This is a genomic window from Methylobacterium sp. 092160098-2, assembly GCF_028920805.1.
GTDB lineage: Bacteria > Pseudomonadota > Alphaproteobacteria > Rhizobiales > Beijerinckiaceae > Methylobacterium > Methylobacterium fujisawaense.
In genome coordinates this window covers 425497-443834 of record NZ_JAQPZJ010000001.1, presented here as the reverse complement: position 1 = coordinate 443834, position 18338 = coordinate 425497, and the positions used below count along the sequence as shown (strand labels likewise).

16 protein-coding genes and 1 pseudogene are annotated in these 18338 nt (G+C 71.3%); 12 read left to right on the top strand and 5 right to left on the bottom strand.

Annotated elements, in window-relative coordinates:
- Positions 1-30 precede the first annotated feature (30 nt).
- Positions 31-576, top strand: coding sequence for a MerR family transcriptional regulator (locus PQI07_RS02065; protein ID WP_341776988.1), 546 nt, complete (start codon positions 31-33; stop codon positions 574-576).
- Between the two features lie 145 nt (positions 577-721).
- Here the strand turns inward: PQI07_RS02065 and PQI07_RS02060 are convergent, their stop codons facing one another.
- The gene (locus tag PQI07_RS02060; protein WP_007563956.1) at positions 722-1147 is read right to left on the bottom strand and encodes a MerR family transcriptional regulator; all 426 of its coding nucleotides are present in this window, start codon (positions 1145-1147) and stop codon (positions 722-724) included.
- A 69-nt stretch (positions 1148-1216) separates the two neighbouring features.
- Here PQI07_RS02060 and PQI07_RS02055 point away from each other — a divergent pair, with 69 nt between their 5' ends.
- From PQI07_RS02055 to PQI07_RS02020, 8 genes and pseudogenes are all read left to right on the top strand, one after another.
- Entirely contained in the window at positions 1217-1639 is a 423-nt protein-coding gene (locus PQI07_RS02055; protein ID WP_007563959.1) for a hypothetical protein, read from the top strand.
- Positions 1639-1863 carry a GDCCVxC domain-containing (seleno)protein gene (locus PQI07_RS02050; protein WP_007563961.1) on the top strand — a complete coding sequence of 75 codons (225 nt, stop codon included), beginning with the start codon at positions 1639-1641 and terminating at the stop codon, positions 1861-1863. The genes PQI07_RS02055 and PQI07_RS02050 overlap by 1 nt, the downstream gene beginning before the upstream one ends.
- 179 nt (positions 1864-2042) lie before the next feature.
- A pseudogene (locus tag PQI07_RS02045) lies at positions 2043-2132 on the top strand (NrsF family protein); the annotation flags it as partial.
- A 1179-nt stretch (positions 2133-3311) separates the two neighbouring features.
- Complete coding sequence (locus tag PQI07_RS02040) at positions 3312-3725, top strand: hypothetical protein (protein ID WP_274925964.1); 414 nt, start codon at positions 3312-3314, stop codon at positions 3723-3725.
- Between the two features lie 81 nt (positions 3726-3806).
- Positions 3807-4211: a FixH family protein gene (locus PQI07_RS02035; RefSeq protein ID WP_050735155.1), complete on the top strand. Its 405-nt coding sequence runs from the start codon at positions 3807-3809 to the stop codon at positions 4209-4211.
- Positions 4208-5731 (top strand): efflux RND transporter periplasmic adaptor subunit, encoded by a 1524-nt coding sequence (locus tag PQI07_RS02030; protein WP_050735109.1) that lies wholly within the window; start codon positions 4208-4210, stop codon positions 5729-5731. Before PQI07_RS02035 ends, PQI07_RS02030 begins: the two co-directional genes overlap by 4 nt.
- Positions 5728-8901 carry an efflux RND transporter permease subunit gene (locus PQI07_RS02025; RefSeq protein WP_274925963.1) on the top strand — a complete coding sequence of 1058 codons (3174 nt, stop codon included), beginning with the start codon at positions 5728-5730 and terminating at the stop codon, positions 8899-8901. Before PQI07_RS02030 ends, PQI07_RS02025 begins: the two co-directional genes overlap by 4 nt.
- A gap of 19 nt (positions 8902-8920) precedes the next feature.
- Positions 8921-9397: a DUF411 domain-containing protein gene (locus PQI07_RS02020; protein ID WP_206614555.1), complete on the top strand. Its 477-nt coding sequence runs from the start codon at positions 8921-8923 to the stop codon at positions 9395-9397.
- Positions 9398-9410: 13 nt separating this feature from the next.
- On the opposite strand, the gene PQI07_RS02015 is transcribed toward PQI07_RS02020, so the two are convergent.
- Together PQI07_RS02015 and PQI07_RS02010 are read right to left on the bottom strand one after the other, a co-directional pair.
- A complete protein-coding gene (locus tag PQI07_RS02015) occupies positions 9411-10151 on the bottom strand; it encodes an NYN domain-containing protein (protein WP_127991703.1) in 741 nt (246 codons plus the stop codon).
- A gap of 311 nt (positions 10152-10462) precedes the next feature.
- Complete coding sequence (locus PQI07_RS02010) at positions 10463-10864, bottom strand: MerR family transcriptional regulator (RefSeq protein ID WP_063110606.1); 402 nt, start codon at positions 10862-10864, stop codon at positions 10463-10465.
- Between the two features lie 100 nt (positions 10865-10964).
- Between PQI07_RS02010 and PQI07_RS02005 the strand changes: the two genes are divergently transcribed.
- From PQI07_RS02005 to PQI07_RS01995, 3 genes are all read left to right on the top strand, one after another.
- On the top strand, positions 10965-13163 hold the full coding sequence (locus PQI07_RS02005; protein ID WP_274925962.1) for a heavy metal translocating P-type ATPase: 2199 nt from the start codon (positions 10965-10967) through the stop codon (positions 13161-13163).
- Positions 13163-13678: a signal peptidase II gene (gene lspA / locus PQI07_RS02000; RefSeq protein WP_274925961.1), complete on the top strand. Its 516-nt coding sequence runs from the start codon at positions 13163-13165 to the stop codon at positions 13676-13678. The genes PQI07_RS02005 and lspA overlap by 1 nt, the downstream gene beginning before the upstream one ends.
- Before the next feature lie 340 nt (positions 13679-14018).
- Positions 14019-15269, top strand: a complete 1251-nt coding sequence (locus tag PQI07_RS01995; protein ID WP_274925960.1) for a calcium:cation antiporter family protein — start codon at positions 14019-14021, stop codon at positions 15267-15269.
- A gap of 18 nt (positions 15270-15287) precedes the next feature.
- Here the strand turns inward: PQI07_RS01995 and PQI07_RS01990 are convergent, their stop codons facing one another.
- Together PQI07_RS01990 and PQI07_RS01985 are read right to left on the bottom strand one after the other, a co-directional pair.
- Positions 15288-16574, bottom strand: a complete 1287-nt coding sequence (locus PQI07_RS01990; RefSeq protein ID WP_274925959.1) for a multidrug ABC transporter ATPase — start codon at positions 16572-16574, stop codon at positions 15288-15290.
- 146 nt (positions 16575-16720) lie between these two features.
- Positions 16721-18271, bottom strand: a complete 1551-nt coding sequence (locus tag PQI07_RS01985) for a TolC family outer membrane protein (RefSeq protein WP_274925958.1) — start codon at positions 18269-18271, stop codon at positions 16721-16723.
- Positions 18272-18338: the final 67 nt, after the last annotated feature.

Below are 18338 nucleotides of genomic sequence, written 5' to 3'. Positions count from 1 at the left end.
CCTCCAGCGACTAGAGGAGCAAGCGGAAAAATGGAGCTGTCGATAGGCGAGCTGTCGCGGCGTGCCGGCGTGCTCGCCACGACCATCCGCTACTACGAGACGGCCGACTTGATGCCGCCGCCGCCGCGGACGGAAGGCGGCCGCCGCCGCTATGGGCGGGCTGACATCGAGCGCCTGGCCTTCATCCGCCACGCGCGCGAGCTCGGCTTCGAGGTGGACGCCATCCGTGAGTTACTGGCGCTGGCCGCCCAGCCCGACCGCTCCTGCGCCGAGGTCGACAAGATCGCCCGGCGTCACATGGCCGAGGTCGAGCGCCGCATCGAGCGGCTCATGGCCCTGAAGGGCGAGCTCGCCCGCATGACCGACGCGTGCGGCCAAGGCCGGGTCGGCGAGTGCCGTGTCATCGAGGTCCTCTCGGACCATGCCTGCTGCGAGGATGAGGGCCACCGCGCTACCCGGAGCCGGCGTCCCACAAGGCCGGAAGCGAAGCAGGGAGCCCGGCCCCGGAGCGCATCGTCGTCGACATTCGATCAGGAAGACGACATGATATTTCGGGAGGGCCGGGCTCAGCCGTGATTGGGACTTCCGAACATTCGAGGTTTGAAGCAACCGAATGCCAGGACCGCTTCCTGTAACCGCTCTGGTTCGCGGCCGGAGCGGACCGACGGTGGGGGCCTCTGGGTCTACCGAGGATGCAGGCGTCGGATGGGTGCTCCGAAGCTCACTCGGCGGGGTCGATCATATCGAGCACCGGGCATCCAGGAGCCGCCCCACCGGGGCACTGCTCGATGGTTTCGGCCAGGAGACGTTCGAGCCTTGACAGGTCCGCGATCTTCGCACGCACCCGGTCAAGGTGGTGCCTCGCGATCCCCTGTCCCTCGCGGCAGGTTGCCTTACCAGGCCGACGCAGTTCGAGCAGCGCCCGAACCTCGTTCGGCGTGAAGCCAAGTTCGCGTCCGCGACGGATGAAGGCCAGGGTGCGCTCGTGCTCGACGCCGTAGGACCGATGGCCACCCTCGGTGCGCGGGGGCGAAGGGAGTAGGCCGACCTTCTCGAAGTACCGGATGTTCTCGATGTTGACGCCGGTCCGCAGCGACAATTGACCGATGGTCAGGGCCCCGCTTCGCGCCCCCTTAGCCGTACCCATGAAGATCGCCCTTGATCCTGTAGTGGCTACAGGATGCAGGGTAGCCGAGGATCACGATGGATACGAGACATGACCCTCGATCAGACACCGCCTGCCGAACGACCCGTCCACGAACCGGCCGCGGTCAGCGTTGGCAGCATCGCTGCGCTCGGCGCCATCACGGGGCTCGGTGCCCTGGCGGCCTCGTCGTGCTGCGTGCTGCCCATAGTCTTGGGCGGCCTCGGGATCGGTGCTGGGGTCTTCACGGTCCTCGGCGTGCTCGCCTCTCTTCGCACGCCGCTGATGCTCGTCAGCGTCCTGGCGGTCATCGCCGGCTGGTTCTTCTACGCGCGGCGGCGACGGGCTGCTTGCGGGCCGGATGGATCATGCCCAGCTCCGCGTCGGTCATCCGCCCCCCTGGTGCTTCTCAGCCTCGCCACGCTGTTCATCGCCGCCGCTGCGGCCGGGAGCTACTTTGAGCCCGCCCTGATCAAGATGCTGCGGACAGCCTGATGAAGCTGATCTCGATCCTGACCTGTCCGCATTGTGGGCACCGGGCTTCGGAAACGATGCCGACCGACGCCTGCCAGTTCTTCTACGAATGCCCTGGCTGCGGCACTCTGCTCCGCCCGAAGAAGGGCGATTGCTGTGTATTCTGCTCGTACGGCGATGTCCCGTGCCCGCCGATCCAGGAAGCTCAGGAACGAAATGAACCGGCGAGCTGCTGCAAGGGCTGAGCAGCCATACTGTTTAGCTCCATCACGCCCACCCGGTGAGTGGCGCTGCGCCAAAACCGAGGTCGGCTTGCGCAAACCCATCCGAACGCCGTGCGGGTCGCCTGATGCAAAGCGTCCCAGTCTGGCGCGCTAAGGACAAAAACACTGCCGGCGCAGCAGCCAGAAACCTGCCCAGAATCGTACCGTTCGTCGCCGTCTGGTACGGGGGGACGATCGCGATGTGCACGCTCGTCGGAGCGCTCCTGGGACCGCGCCTCCTTCGCTGGTAGCGAGCCGGTTCGGAACATCCTCCGGATCGCCTGCCGGGGTTCAAGGGGCGACGCGACGGTTTGGGGGCCTGTCGCCGGCCGACGCTTCATGTCACGGGCCTCGCTGCGGTATCGCCGCGGATGGGATCCGGCACGACGACGGGCATGACCCTCCCACCCGCCCGGCCGCGCGAGGCAATGCGGCCGCCGCGCATCCCACAATCGCTTGCAGGATCATCCCCCCGGTGAGCGAGGCGCCGCGCCGGGCGACCCCGGCCCAACCCCACAAAGGTTCGCAGCGCGCTGTAACGGTACGTCCAAGACATCCGGACTTAAAGACAAGGAGCGGCAAGCTTCTCGTCAGATCAACGGGTTCCGCCATGAAAAGCAAGATCATCCCCGCCTTTGCAGGAATCGCCATGCTCGCCGGACTGCCGGGTTACGCGCTCGCGGGATGGATGGACAACGTCCCACCCCGTTTTCTGCCCCAGACGCATCAATCGCAACGGACCGAAACGCCTCAGGTCGAAGCTCCGGACGTCGGCCTGACGACCGGATCGATCAGCGCGGTGCCCCGTCGCCCTGCCGCCGCCCGGTCGGCACCCCCCGCCCAGCACTTCTGAACCTCCCGCGGGGTCCGAACCGCCGGACCGGCCGATTGGGGTTGTACGGGGTGAGGTTTGGCGCGCCGCCCTGCACCGCCTACCGCGCGGAGGGCCAAGTGTGCGGTAGGTTTCCCAGATGCCCGGACAGCACGCGCGCGGATGCCGGGAGCCCGGAACCTGCGCCCTTGCGATGGGCGGCCAGCGCAACAGCCCGAGGGCGACGACCGGCTCACGCCTGCGATGCACGCGACCATTCCCCTGTTGACCGCCTTCCAGATTGCGCGCCCGGCAGACGGCCACCCCATGTCCGCGGGCTTGCCAGGGGACCGACGGTGTCGATGCGGCTTCCATGGGTAGCGGCCTCGATCCGGCCTCTGCCTGCCGTTCGGGGACGGCCATGGCACGGCAGGCCGGACGCGCCATGGCGCGGTCCGGCGGGCTCACGAGAAACGGGTCGCCGAGACGCCCGCCCGGCGAGGTCGGTCGGCGGATCGACCGCCCGACGGAACGAAACCTTGACCCTCAAGACTTGAGACGCGCCGTCTCCCGTGACACTGGCCTTCCGCCCGGATCGAAAAGCTGGCATCGTACCTGCGTGACGTTCTTGATCGCCCTTCGGCGACTGTTGCCGCTCCTGGCGGTACTCAGCCTCGCCCTGACGCCGGTGGCCGCGCCCGCGGCCGCCGCGGGGATGCGCGCGTTCATCATGGCGCAAGCCGCGCCTGAGGCGACCTCGGCCATTGCCCATGCCGAGATGGAGGGGATGGACGTGGGCAACGCGGACATGGCCGACATGCCGTGCTGCCCGCCCGGGAAGGTGGCGAAGCCCGACTGCGCCAAGGCCGGCTGTCCGCTTTTGGCGCTCTGCCTCGCCAGCGTCGCCTCCCTCCTGCCGACCGCGGCGTCCGTCCCGGCCCCGGTGGCGACGCGGACGAGCCGGGTGTGGCCCGATGCGGCGTCCTTCGCCAGCCTGTCCGGCCGCCCCCTACCTGAGCCCCCCCGAGCCTGAGCCCGATGCCGCCGGCGTGAACGCCGGCACGACGCCGCGCGTCCGCGCGTGGCCATCCATCGCGTTCAGGAGACGAAATCCGTGACCACGTACCCCTTCGCGCGCGCCCTCGGTGCCGCGCTGCTCGGCGCCGCGCTGTCGGTCCCGGCCCTGCCGGCGCTCGCCGGCATCAAGGACTACGCCTTCGAGCCGACCCGGACGGAGGCGAAGGTCGGCGAGACCATCCTCTCGGTGCGCCTCATGGACAAGCGCACCGGCAAGCCCGTTCCGGACGCGGTGATCTTCGCCAAGCGCATCGACATGGCGCCCGACAGCATGGACGAGATGACCTCGACGATCGAGCAGGTCCCGTCGACGGAGCCTGGCATCTACCGCTTCAAGGCGAAGCTCACGATGGCCGGGGGCTGGCGGCTCTCGCTGGGGGCGAAGGTCCAGGGCGAAACCGGCACCGTCGAGGACAGGCTCGTCTTCCAGGCGGTCAAGTGAGCCGCTCGGCATGGCTCGCCGGGATCCTCGCCGCGTTGGCGGCGGGGGGCACCGGGTACTGGGCGGGGCGCGATGGCAGCCCCGTTCCGGTCCTCGTCGAGCGCGCACGGACCGAGTTCGCCCACTGGCTGCCGACCGGCATGCCGGGTCCGCAGGCACCGGCGCCGCCGAAGGTCACGGGTCCGGTGGTCTACTACCAGGATCCGGATGGGAAGCCGGTCTACTCCGCGTCGCCGAGAACGACTGCGGAGGGGCACGACTTCCGGGCGGTTCGGGCCAGCGAGGACGTGCGCTTCGACCAGGCACAAGGGAGCGAGACGACATCCCCCGACATGGCCGGCCACGACGTGACCGGGCACGGCATGGCGGCGCCTGGAACGGCGGCGGCCGGAAAGCCCGACCGGGGCACGCGCAAGGTGCTCTACTACCGCAACCCGATGGGCCTGCCGGACACCTCGGCGACCCCGAAAAAGGATTCGATGGGGATGGACTACATCCCCGTCTACGCGGGCGAGGACGAGGGCGGCAACGTCGTGACGGTCTCCCCCGGCAAGGTCCAGCGGACCGGCGTCCGAACCGAAACCGTGGAGCGGCGGGTGGTGGCGCAGCCGGTGCGCGTGCCCGGTACCGTCGCCCTCGACGAGCGGCGCGTGACGGTCATCGCGACCCGGTCGGACGCGTACGTCGACCATGTCGAGGACGTCACCACCGGCGACCGCGTCCGCAAGGGCCAGCCGCTGGTCCACGTCTACTCCCCCGACATCAATTCCGCCGCCGCGCAGCTCATCGCCAACCCCGGCTTCGACGGAGCTCGGCGACGCCTGCAGAACCTCAACGTCTCCGAGGCCGTCATCGACGACATGGAGCGCACCCGGAAGGTGCCGATGGCCATCACTTGGTCGTCGGCCCGGGACGGCTTGGTGCTGCAGCGCTCGGCCGTCGAGGGCATGAAGGCCGCGGCCGGCGACACCCTGTTCCGGATCGGCGACATCTCGGTCATGTGGGTGCTGGCCGACGTGCCCGAGCGCGACCTGGCCGGGGTTCGCGCCGGACAGGCCGTGACCGTGCGCCTGCGTTCGGCCCCGGGCCGGACCTTCTCCGGCAAGGTCGGGGTGATCTATCCGCAGGTAAACCCGGACACCCGGGCCACGCGGGTGCGCATCGAGCTGCCGAACCCGGACGGCGCGCTCCTGCCGGACATGTACGCCGAGGTCGAGATCGCCACGGGGGCGGGCAAGCCCGTCGTGGCGGTGCCCGACGACGCGGTCATCGACACAGGTGCACGGCAGGTGGTGCTGCTCGACAGGGGCGGGGGGCGCTTCGAGCCCCGCGAGGTCAAGGTCGGGGTTCGCGGCACGGGCTACGTCGAGGTCCGCGAGGGCGTCGACGCCGGCGACCGGGTCGTCACGGCGGCGAACTTCCTGATCGACGCCGAGAGCAACCTGAAGGCGGCGCTTCAGTCCATGTCCGCCCCGAAGGCGAGCGACCGGCAGGCCTCGAACCTTGAGGGCAAGCCATGATCGCGCGCCTCATCGGCTGGTCGGCCCGCAACCTCGTCCTGGTGCTGGTCGGCACCGTGTTCGCCGTGGCCGCTGGCGTCATGGCGCTGCGAACGCTGCCGCTCGACGCCATCCCCGACCTCTCGGACGTGCAGGCCATCGTCTACACCGAGTACCCGGGCCAGGCCCCGCAGGTGGTCGAGGATCAGGTCACCTATCCTCTCACGACCGCCATGCTGACGGTCCCGAAGGCGAAGGTGGTGCGCGGCTTCTCGTTCTTCGGGGTCAGCTTCGTCTACGTGATCTTCGAGGACGGCACCGATCCCTACTGGGGCCGTAGTCGAGTGCTGGAGTACCTCAACGCGGCCGCCAGCCGCTTGCCGGCGGGCGTGACCCCGACCCTCGGTCCGGACGCCACCGGCGTCGGCTGGGTCTACCAGTACGTGGTCGTGGCCAAGGAGCGCACGCTCGCGGAATTGCGCTCCCTCCAGGACTGGGTGGTCCGTTTCGGGGCGTCGCGGGCCGAGGGCGTGGCCGAGGTCGCGGGCGTCGGCGGCTTCGTCAAGCAGTACAACGTCGTGGTCGACCCGAACCGCCTACGGGCGCAGGGGATCTCGCTCAACAAGCTCCGGGACGCGATCCGGGCGAGCAACGCCGACGTCGGCGGCCGCACGGTCGAGCTCTCCGAGTTCGAGTTCATAGTGCGCGGACGCGGCTACCTGCGGAGCGTGGCCGACATCGACAACATCGTCCTGAAGACCACCGGTGGTGCTCCCCTGCGGGTGCGGGACGTCGCCCGGGTCGAACTCGGGCCTGACGAGCGGCGGGGCATCACCGAGATGAATGGTGACGGCGAGGTCGCCGGCGGCATCGTCCTGCAGCGGTTCGGCGCGAACGCCCTGACCGTCATCGAGAACGCGAAGGCGAAGCTCGCGGAGGTGGCGAAAAGCCTGCCGGCCGGCACCGAGATCCTGCCGGTCTACGACCGCTCGCAACTCATCGACGCGGCCATCGAGACGCTGCGGCACACGCTTGTCGAGGAGAGCGTCGTCGTCTCCCTCGTATGCATCGTGTTCCTCCTACACGTCCGAAGCGCGCTGGTCGCCATCCTGATGCTGCCCGTCGGCATCCTGATGGCGTTCGCCGGGATGAAGGCGCTGGGGCTGGGCGCCAACATCATGTCGCTCGGCGGCATCGCCATCGCGGTCGGCGCCATGATCGACGCGGCCATCGTGATGATCGAGAACGCCCACAAGCACCTGGAGCGGGCGCCGCCGGACAAGCCGCGGGTCGAGATCTTGGTCGAGGCGGCGGGCGAGGTCGGCCCCTCGCTGTTCTTCTCACTCCTCATCATCACCGTGAGCTTCCTGCCCATCTTCACCCTGGAGGGCGAGGAGGGGCGCCTGTTCGGGCCGCTCGCGCTCACCAAGACCTTCGCCATGGCGGCGGCGGCGCTCCTGTCGGTGACCCTGGTGCCGGCGCTGATGGTGTTGTTCGTGCGCGGACGGATCGTCCCGGAGCATCGCAACCCGGTGAACCGGCTCCTGATCTGGCTCTATCGCCCGGTCATCGCGGGCGTACTGCGGGCGCGGTTGCCCACGATCCTGCTCGCCCTCGGCGTCCTGGCGGTCACCGTCTGGCCGGCGCGCCAGCTCGGCTCGGAGTTCATGCCGGAACTCGACGAGGGGACGCTGATGTACATGCCGACGACCCTGCCCGGCATCTCGGTGACGAAGGCGGGCGAGTTGCTGGCGACCCAGGACCGGATCATCAAGTCCTTCGCGGAGGTCGCCTCGGTCTACGGCAAGGCCGGGCGCGCCAGCACCGCGACCGACCCGGCGCCGATGGAGATGGCCGAGACCATCATCAGCCTCAAGCCGAAGGCCGAGTGGCGCCCGGGCGTGACGCTCGCGAGCCTCAAGGCGGAGATGGACCGGGCGCTGCAGTTCCCGGGCGTCTCGAATGCTTGGACGCAGCCGATCCGCGCCCGCATCGACATGCTTTCGACCGGCATCCGGACCCCGGTCGGCATCAAGGTGCTCGGCACCGACCTCGGCGCCATGGAGAAGGTCGCCCGTCAGGTCGAGGCGGTGGTGCGCGACGTGCCGGGCACGTCGAGTGCCTACGCGGAGCGGGTCATCGGCGGGTACTTCCTCGACATCACGCCCGACCGGGAGGCGCTCGGCCGCTACGGGCTCATGGTGGGCGACGTCCAGGACGTGGTCGCCTCGGCTCTCGGCGGGCAGAGCGTCACCAACACGGTCGAGGGCCGCGAGCGCTACACCGTCAACGTGCGCTACCCGCGCGCCTTCCGCTCCGACCCGCGGGCCATCGCCGACGAGGTGCAGGTGCCGCTGCCGGCCGGCGGGACGGTGCCGCTCGGTGAGGTCGCGAAGGTCGAGCTCACCCGGGGGCCGACCTCGATCCGGACCGAGAACGGCCAGCTCGCGGTCTACATCTTCGTCGACCTCACGGGGCGCGACCTCGGCGGCTACGTGGCCGACGCGCGGGCCGCGGTCGACAGGGAGGTCAGGTTGCCCCAGGGCACGACCCTGCAGTGGAGCGGGCAGTACGAGTACCTGGAGCGCGCCGAAGCCCGCCTCAGGATCGTTGTGCCGCTGACGCTGCTGGTCGTCTTCCTGCTGCTCTACCTCAATTTCCGCAGGCTGGCCGAGACCCTCATCGTGATGCTGTCGCTGCCCTTCGCGCTCGTCGGCGGCGTCTGGCTGATGTGGTGGATGGACTTCAACATGTCGGTCGCGGTGGCGGTGGGATTCATCGCGCTCGCCGGCGTCGCCGCCGAGACCGGCGTGATCATGTTGGTCTACCTCGACCACGCCCTCGACGAGGTCCGGGCGGAGTGCGTGCGCGAGGGACGCCCGTTCAGGAACGAGGATCTGCGGCGGGCCATCATGGTCGGCGCGGTCGAGCGGGTCCGGCCCAAGATGATGACGGTGGTCGCCATCATGGCGGGTCTCCTGCCCATCCTCTGGAGCACCGGCTCGGGCTCCGAGGTCATGCAGCGGATCGCGGTCCCCATGATCGGCGGGATGGTCTCCTCGACCGTGCTGACCCTGGTGGTGATCCCGGCCGTCTACGCCCTGGTGAAGGGGCGGGGCCTGCCCCCGGCCGGCGCGGTCCGCGAGGGGACGAACGGCGAGGCGATGCGGCTGCCGCAGGCGGCCGAGTGAGAGCGAACGGGAGATGACGATGAGGAACGATGCGATGCCGTCCCGACGGGCCGTGCTCGCGGGCGTGGCGGCGGGGCTTGCGCTCGGACGGGGTGCCGTGGCGGCGGGGCTGCCGACGGTTTCGGTGACCAAGGACCCGAGCTGCGGCTGTTGCGAGCGGTGGGTCACCCACCTGCGTGAGGCCGGCTTCGCCGTCACCGCGACCGAGGGCCCGGTGAACCCGCTCAAGATCCGCCTGGGTGTGCCTCGCGAGCTCGCCTCGTGCCACACCGCCCAGGTCGGTGGCTACGTGATCGAGGGGCACGTCCCGGCCGGGGCGATCAAGCGCCTCCTCGCGGAGAGGCCCGAGGGAACGGGTCTGGCCGTGCCGGGCATGCCGGTCGGTTCGCCCGGCATGGAGATCGAGGACATGCAGCCCGATACCTACGACGTCGTCCTGTTCGGGAAGGACGGACGGTCGACGTTCGCGCGGTACCGGGGCGGGGAACCGGCCTGAGGCCGCGTCGGGTTCAGCGTTCGGGCATCGCCGCCGTTGGCACGGTCGCCTTCGCCCCCGACTTGGGCGCGGGCTTCGGACGCTGGTCCCACATCACGTAGCCGGCCGGCGGGTCGTACTCGTGCGGGCGCATGACGGAGGCCTGCCCCTCCGCGGTGACGAGCCCCGGGAACAGCGCCCTCTCGATATGCTCCCGGTTGAGCGCGATCTTGTGCGGGGTGTGCGACAGGATGTGCTGCGAGTGGGTCCGGCCCGGGGGGCTGACGCTGACGAGCTTCTTGCCGGGAAAGCGCTTGGCGAACAGCTTGGCTGTCGCCGCTTGGTCGGTATCAGCCGTCAGGAGATATGCAGTATCCATGACGTCCTGTACGGCATCGTCGTAGACGCTGAGCGCGAGATTGATGTCCGTGGCCTTCTCGGTCGGCTTCTGCCAAATGGAGCCGCAGTCCCGGCACTTCGCGTCTTCATGGCTGAAGTGGCCGAGGACGGTCTCGACGCCGACCAGCTTGAGCGCCCGGACCAGGCGTTCGTGGCGGATTTTCTTGCTGTGATCGCCCGGGTAATAGGCCGTGCAGAACACGACGCGGACGAGTTCCTCCGACTGCCGCGGGATGATCGACTCCCCCAGCTTCCAGAAGTTGCACCACTTCAGGAAAGGCTCTCCTAAGTCGTTGACGGAGTGGTACAAATTGAAACCGTCGATGTAGAGTGCAGCCCGGATCCCAGATTTTCCCGCTTGACTATCCGGCCCCATGCACTCATATCCGATCCGTCAACGCTGAACGGTGCGCCGTCAGCAACCCATGGGCTCCGGCCCGTGTGAAGCCCACAGGTTCCAACCTGTGGGCTTCTTGGTTTCCGAGGCCGTTCTATTCTGAGTTAGCCTCGCGTGGTACTATCTTTTTTCTCTCTCGTGGGCTGGCCGCGCCGGCTTGGCATCCCCGGGTCCCAGATGGTCGCGGCGACGGTCGCCGCCGCTTGCCGCGGGTTCTTGGCCGAGGGGCTGTTCGAGAGCCGGGTGCCGTTGGCGCCTTACGTCGCTCGCTGATCCCGGGCCCAGGTCGCTCATGCGGGTTCGCCCAGCGGCGACAGGGCCTCGATGATGCGGCAATCCGCGACCGACCCGCAGCCGCATTGGCCGATGACCTCGCGCAGTTCCGAGGCGAGCCGGGTCAGGTCGGCCAGCTTGCGCTCCACGTCGGCGAGATGGGCGCGGGCGATGGTGTCGACCTCGCCGCAGGAGCGTTCCCGGTCGTCCGCCAGGGCGAGCAGGTCCCGGATCTGCTCCACCGTGAAGCCCAGGGCGCGGCCGCGGCGGATGAAGCTCAGCCGGCGCAGGTGCTCGGGTCCGTAGAGCCGGTAGTTCCCGCTCGACCGCGCCGGCGGGGGCAGCAACCCGACCTTCTCGTACCACCGGACCGTCTCGACACGGGTCTGCGTGGCCTCCGCGAGGCTGCCGATGGTCATGGAAGAGGCGGTCCGCACGGCCTTGACCCTGTAGCGACTACAGGGTGCATGTAGGGGGCCTTCCCTGTCCGGACCAGGAGCCCGGCGAACGGAGCGCACCATGAACCAGGCCGCCGGCGCGGACCGCACATCCTTCCCCACGAACGGCCCGGAGGCCCTGCGCTACAGGGTCAAGGGCATGGACTGCCCGACCTGCGCCGGCAAGATCGAGACCGCCGTCTCCCGGCTGCCGGGCGTCGCGGACGTGCGCGTGAACTACGGCAGCCAGGTCCTCGACCTCGCGCTCGACGAGGCCGCGACGCCGAGGACCGAATTGGAGGGGCGCATCAAGCGCCTTGGCTACGGCGTCGCGCCGCTCCCCACGGCCGCGGACCTGGCCATGGCGCAAGCCTCGGGTGGCGCCCCGCCCGTCGAGACCGCGGCGGAGCCCGAGCCGCCGCTCTGGCGGAGCCGCAAGGCGCTGCTGGGCATCCTGATCGGCGCCCTGTTCGCCGCCGGCTTCCTGGTCGAGCGGATCGCGCCGGGCCTGGCGGGCGAGTACGCCTACTGGCCCGGGGCGCTCGTCGGGCTCGCCTATTACGGGCGCCGCGCGGCCGTGGCGGCGTTCGCCGGCACGCCCTTCTCCATCGAGATGCTGATGTCGGTCGCGACCGCGGGGGCGCTCGCCATCCACGCCGCCGAGGAGGCTGCCATCGTCGTGCTGCTGTTCACGGTCGGCGAGATGCTGGAGGTGGTGGCGGCGGGCCGGGCGCGGGCCGGCATCAAGGCACTCGCGGCCCTGGTGCCGAAGATTGCCCGCGTCGTCGACGAGGCCGATGGCACCATCCGCGAGGTGCCCGCGGCGTCGCTGGCCATCGGGCAGGTCGTCGTGGTCAGGCCGGGCGACCGCGTACCCGCCGACGGCGTCATCACCGACGGCGCGTCGAGCCTCGACGAGTCCCCCATCACCGGCGAGTCGGTCCCGAAGCCCAAGGAGGTCGGCGACCCGGTCTATGCCGGCAGCGTCAACGCCGACGGCGCGCTCCAGGTCCGGGTCACCAAGACGGCGGCCGACAACACGGTCGCCCGCATCCTGCACCTCGTCGAGGAGGCGCAGGCGTCGAAATCGCCCACGGCGCGCTTCATCGACCGGTTCAGCGCGGTCTACACGCCCATCGCCTTCGTGTTCGCCGCCGCGGTCGCAATCGTGCCGCCGCTGCTGCTCGGCGCCGACTGGGGCACCTGGGTCTATCGGGGCCTGGCGCTCCTCCTGATCGCCTGCCCCTGCGCGCTGGTGCTCTCGACACCGGCGGCCATCGCCTCGGGATTGGCCGCCGGTGCGCGGCGCGGGCTGCTCGTGAAAGGCGGGGCCGCGCTGGAAGTCATCGGGCGGGTACGCACGGTCGCGTTCGACAAGACCGGGACGCTGACCGCGGGACGTCCGCGGGTCTCGGATATCCTGGTCTTCGCCCCGGACGCATCGGAACGCTCGCTTCTCGGGCTGGCCGCCGCGGTCGAGAACGGGTCCAGCCACCCCATCGCCCGAGCCATCCTCGACCGGGCGAGCGCGGACGGGGTGCCGCTGCGGCCGACGCGGGACGCCCGCGCCATCCCCGGCAAGGCGGTTCAGGCCACGGTCATGGGGCAGACGGTGCTCGTCGCCTCGCCGCGCCACGCCGCCGAGCGCGCGCGGCTCGGCCCCGAGGCCGAGCGCGCCGTCGCGGAGCTGGAGGCCGGCGGCAAGACGGTGGTCATCGTCGTCCGGGGCGCCGAGGCTTTGGGTGCCATCGCGGTCCGGGACGAGCCCCGCGCCGACGCGGCGGCCGGCATCGCGGCCCTGCGCAAGCTCGGCGTGCGCAGCGTGATGCTGACCGGCGACAACCGGCGCACGGGCGAGGCGGTCGCGTCCGAGCTCGGCCTCGACGTGAAGGCCGAGCTCCTGCCACAGGATAAGCTCGCCGATATCGCTGCCCTGAAGGAGATGGGCCCGGTCGCCATGGTCGGCGACGGCATCAACGACGCGCCGGCCCTCGCCGCCGCCAGCGTCGGCATCGCGATGGGCGGCGGCACCGACGCGGCCCTGGAGACGGCGGACGCGGCGGTGCTGAACGACCGGGTGGGCGACGTGGCCGCGCTGGTTTCCCTCTCGCGGGCGACCCTGGGCAACATCCGCCAGAACGTCGCCATCGCCCTCGGCCTGAAGGCGGTGTTCCTAGTGACGACCATCGCCGGCATCACCGGCCTCTGGCCGGCCATCCTGGCCGACACCGGCGCGACCGTCCTGGTGACGGCCAACGCGCTCCGTCTCCTGAGGGCGTGATGATGGTCCTGTCGGGGTGGGCCGGCCGGGCCGGGAGCGTGGCCGGGGTGGCGTTGGCCGCCGCGGCCATCGACCTCGGCGCGAAGGCCGTGGCCGAGGCGTGGCTGGACGAAGGCGCCGTCAGGGGCGCGCTGCCCTTCGTCGACCTGAGCCTGTCGTTCAACCACGGCATCAGCTTCAGCCTGTTCCCGGCGCACGATCCGTCCTCCCTGGCGCTGCTCCTCGCCATCCAGGGAACGCTCACCTGCCTCGTGGCCGGCTGGGCTCTGGCCGCGGGCGGCGGGCTCGAACGCCTCGGGCTCGCCGCGATGGCGGGCGGGGCCGCCGGCAATCTCGTCGACCGGCTCATGGACGGCGTCGTCACGGACTACCTCGACCTGCACACCGGCAGCATCCGCTGGTTCACCTTCAACCTGGCCGACGTCTGGATCTCCGCCGGCGCGGTCCTGCTGTTCCTCGGCGGATTCCTCGTGTCCGATCGGCGCCGCGCCGGTGCGGCAGGGGAGATTTCGTGAGGGGCTCGATCCGGGCGGTCGCCGCCTCGCCCGCGACCGCCGGCGCCGCCCTGCGGACGGGTGCGTCCTCGGCTCACGCCAGCCGTTCGGCGCGGCCGCACCTGTCCTTCCGGAGGGGCCGGGCCGAGCGCCCTCCGACCGGCCGGCCACGCGCTTCGGGCGAGCGCCGCCGGGGTGATGGCGGCGGGATCGGGCGCGGTCGCCGGAGACATCGGGCGGGGTGCCCGGCGCGGTTCGGTCACCCTGTCGCGGCCATGGGTCCGCCCGCCGGCGGCGCCCGCCGACGAGGACCGCCCGCGCCCGGCGGCCACGGCCCGGGCGTGTGACGAGGAGGGACGGAATGGGACGCTTCCTGATGCTCGTCGCCCTCGCGGTCGCGGCGGCGACGCCGGCCCTGACCCTGCGGCTGACCGGCCTGCAGGTCGGGCCCATCGGCGAGACGGCGGCCTTCGGGGCCGCCATCCTCGCGGCCGGCTTCCTGCTGTCCTGGGGGGCGGAAGCCGCCGAGCGGCACGTCTCGCAGGGGCTGATCATCGCGGTCGTCGCCCTCGTGACCGTGCTGCCCGAATATGCGGTCGACCTCTACTACGCCTACCAGGCCGGCAAGGCGGGGCCGGGGTCGCAGTACGTGCACTACGCCGCCGCCAACATGACGGGGGCCAACCGGCTGCTCGTCGGCTTGGCCTGGCCGCTCCTGGTCGCCATACATTGGGCGCGAGGCGGCGGCCGCGCGGTGGAATTGACCCGATCCAACGCGGTCGAGGTCGCCTTTTTGCTTCTGGCAAGCCTGTACGCCTTCGTCATCGTGCTCAAGGACGGCATCGGGCCGCTCGATTTCATGGTCCTGGCGGCGTTCTTCGGCGCCTACGTCTGGCGCACCCGCGGCGCGCCCGAGGCCGAGGGTGAGGACGAGGAGCCCGGCCCTGCCGCCGCCCTGAACGCGTTGCCCGTGGCAGGACGGTGGGCCGCGACGGCGGCCCTGACGTTGGCCGCCTGCGGGGTCATCCTGATCTCGGCCGAGCCGTTCGCCGAGGCGTTGGTCGGCGCCGGCCGGGTCCTCGGCCTCGACGAGTTCCTGCTCATCCAGTGGCTCGCGCCGCTGGCGAGCGAAGCCCCGGCCATGACCGTCGCGGTCCTGTTCGTTCTGGCGGGCCGGGCCGCCAACGGGCTCGGCGCCCTGGTCAGCGACAAGATCAGCCAGTGGACGCTGCTGGTCGGCATGCTGCCGCTCGCGATGAGCGTCGGCGCGGGCTCGCTGGCGAACCTGCCGCTCGACGCCCGCCAGGAGGAGGAGTTCTTCCTGACCGCCGCGCAATCGCTGTTCGCGTTGGGCCTGCTGCTGCGGCTACGCCTCGGCCTCGTCTCGGCATTCGCCCTGGCGAGCCTCTTCGGCCTGCAGCTGGGGCTGGCCTTCGCCTACCGGGACGACGCGGCGCGCACGGTGGCGACCCTGTCCGTGCTCGCCTGGGTCTATCTCGGGCTCGCCGCGATCCTGTTCCTCGTGAACCGCCGCCACCTCGTCGACCTCCTGCGCGTCGCCTTCCTGCCGTCCGCGGCGGGCGCGCCGGGTCGGCCGGAGCGACCGGGTTGAGCGCTCGGCCGCTCGGGCCTACCGGGGCGCAGGGCCGGGCGGAGCGGGGCGGATCGCCGTCGTGACCTCCTCGAACCGGGCGTTCGCGTCGGACCAGCTCTGGACGAAATCGAACACCTCGCGCATGGCCGGCGCGATCTCCCTGTAGGCCGCCAGCGCGGCGACGAGCGCGCCGAGCGAGAGGCGCTCCTGCACGACCAGGTAGCCGCCGATCGCGAAGAAGAAGAACGGCGTCAGGTTGGAGGTGTAGTTGTACAGGCCTTTGAGACGGCCCTTGAGGTCGTTGATCTCGACGCGCACGCGCTCAAGGTCCTCGGCCAGGCGCATCTGCCGCGACCGGGCCGGCGTCCGTGCGGGCCGGTCGCGAGGCGGCGCGGCCTCCCGACCGGACGGCGCCGCGGTCAGGAGGCCTCCCAGGGCCCGCGTCGCGTGGACCCGTTCGCGCACCTTCGCGTTCAGGCGCCGCTGCAGGGGCGGCAGCAGCGTGAGCTGGACCGGCAGCATCATCAGCGCCGCCAGCGCGAGGGCGGCGTTCTGGAGGAGCAGGAAGGCGATGCTGGTCGCGAGCGTGCCGCCCTGCACGAGCGGCACGACGACGAGGCTCCCGCCGAAATAGCCGATCGGCTCGACTTCCTGCATGGCCGCGGCCGCCAGCGCCGCCCGTCGGTCGGGCGAGGGCTCGTCGCGCGCGCGACGGAGGATGGCGAGGCGCAGGCGGCGCACGAGACGCTCGTTGACGCGCCCGCGCGAGCGGTTGACCGCATACTTGGCGAGCCCGCCGAGCGTGAGCACGGCCAGGTAGCTCCCGCACAGGGCGAACAGCAGCTCCACCTGGCTCAGGGTGAAGCCGAGGACGACCATCTCCGGATGCCCGTCCCCGTCGGCGTCGGTGATGGCGCGATTGATGATGTGCTTGGGGATTTCGAGGAGGAGCCACGCCGCGGGCAGCGTCAGCAGCGAGAGCAGCACGAGACGCAGCTGGAAGCGCAGCGTCGCACGGACGACGAAACGCTCCAGGCACCAGCCATAGCTGCCGTCGCGGGCGCCCCCCGGCCTCGGCGGCACCGATCCGGCCCGGGGCTCGCGCGACGGAACGGCGACCGGGTGGAGCCGTCGACGTCTTCCCGGTCCCAGCCATCGCAGGCCGAGCCGGATCGCCAGCCATCCCATCCAGGCCGGTGCGACCACGAAGGCGAGCAGGGCCAGGAGGTCGACCCACCAGTGGCTGTCGGGGTAGTCGACCCAGGCCATCCGGTGGGCCAGGGCATGGATCAGGGAGGGCGTGACCAAGAAGGGCTCCGACATGGTGTCCGGCCCTCTCTCGTGAGGGCTTCGGGGCTTCCCGCGCCGTTCCGCAGCGGCGGGCTTGGGAGTTGGGGTGGCGCAGGGTGGCCGGGCCGCGGGCGATCCCGCGGGAAGGCGGCCCCGGGCTGCGTCTCGCGGGCGGGGCGTCAGCGGCCGTCGGGGGTGCGCAGGCCCGCCCAGAGATCCTCGACCTGGTCGAAGTGGGCCTTGGCGCCGTAGGGGGGCACGGGCAGCTCGGCGAGGCGCGCGGTGAGGCGGCCGAGCGCTTGGACCACGCCGTAGGAGAACACGACGCGGTCGCGCTGCGCCACGACCAAGCCCACCCGGGCGTTGAGCAATTCCTGCTGCGCGTTCAGGACGTCGAGGGTGGTGCGCTGGCCGGCGCGCGCCTCCTCCCGGACGCCGGCCAGCGCCACCTCGTTGGCCTGGACCTGGGCCTGCGAGGCGGCGACCTGCGCCTTCGCGGCCTCAAGCTGCGCCCAGGCGGCGACGATGCCGGCGCGGACGGCGTCGCGCACCTGCTCCGCCTCGATGCGGGCCTGCCCGACCTGCTCCTTGGCCTGTCGGACCTGCGCGTAGACCTGCCCGCCCTCGTAGACGGGAACCGTCACCTGTCCGACGAGCCCGGCCGCAAGCACATCGTCCCCCGGCTCCTCCTCGTCGCGGCGCCTCTGGACGACGCCCGAGGCGCCGACCCGTGGGTAGACCCTCCCTTCGAGGACCTTCGCCTGCGCCTCCGCGGCATCGACCGCGTGGAGCGCGGAGAGGATCCGTGGATGTTCGGCCAGCCCCAAGCCGAGCGCGAGGTCGAGACGTGGCGGGACCAGGCGGTCGAGCGGGCGCCCGGGGGCGAGCCGGCGCGGGTCCATGCCGATGACCTGGCGGAAGACGCCGGTGCGGGCGCGGAGCTGCGCCTCCGCCGCGCTCAGCTGCGAGCGGGCTCCGGCCAGGCGGGCGTCGGCCTGCGCGGCATCCGTCCGGGTCAACTCGCCGAGCCGGAAGCGCAGGCTCGTCTGGCGGCGCTGCTCTTCCAGGACCGCGATGTTGTTGCGGTTGAGCTCCACGGTCGCGGCGTCGCGCAGGACGTCCATGTAGGCCTGCGCGGCGTCGAACAGGAGCGTGTTCTCGGCGGAGCGCAAGGCCTCGCGCTGGCCGAGCACGTTCGATTCCGCGCGACGGGTGTCGTTGTCCGTCTGGAAGCCGTTGAACAGGGTCTGTTCGACGCTCAGCCCCGCACCGCGCGGGAACGAGGTTCGCGCCAGGCGCTCGCCGCCTGCGGCCCCCCGCACGGTCCGTACCCCGGCGTCCGCGTCCGCGGCGACGGTCGGGCGGTAGCCGGCCCGCGCCAGCGCGACCTCCTCGTCCGTCGCCCGCAAGGCCGCCCGCGTCGCGTTCAGCTCCGGGTTCGCGCGGTAGGCGCGCGCCAGCGAGCCCTCCAGCGTCTCGGCCCGCGGACTGCCGACCGCGCTCGCCGCGAGGGCCGCGAGCGCCGCGAGGGTGCGCCGACCGAGCCGACATGGCCCGAGCCCCGCTCGGGGCGGGCAGTCCGCTTTCGGGGTGTCCGACGGCAGTGGGCTCCCTCGCACCGAGGGGCCCGGGACGTTCGACGGTCGTGATCGGGCTGGCGGGACGCCGTCTGCTCCCGGGTCGACGGTCGGCCGTGCGGGGTTGGTCAAGGGGGGACTGGGAACGCGCATCGCTCCACCCGATCTCGTAGGCGGTTCCGACCAGCGGCTCCGTCACGGCGACGGGCCGCGCGCTCAC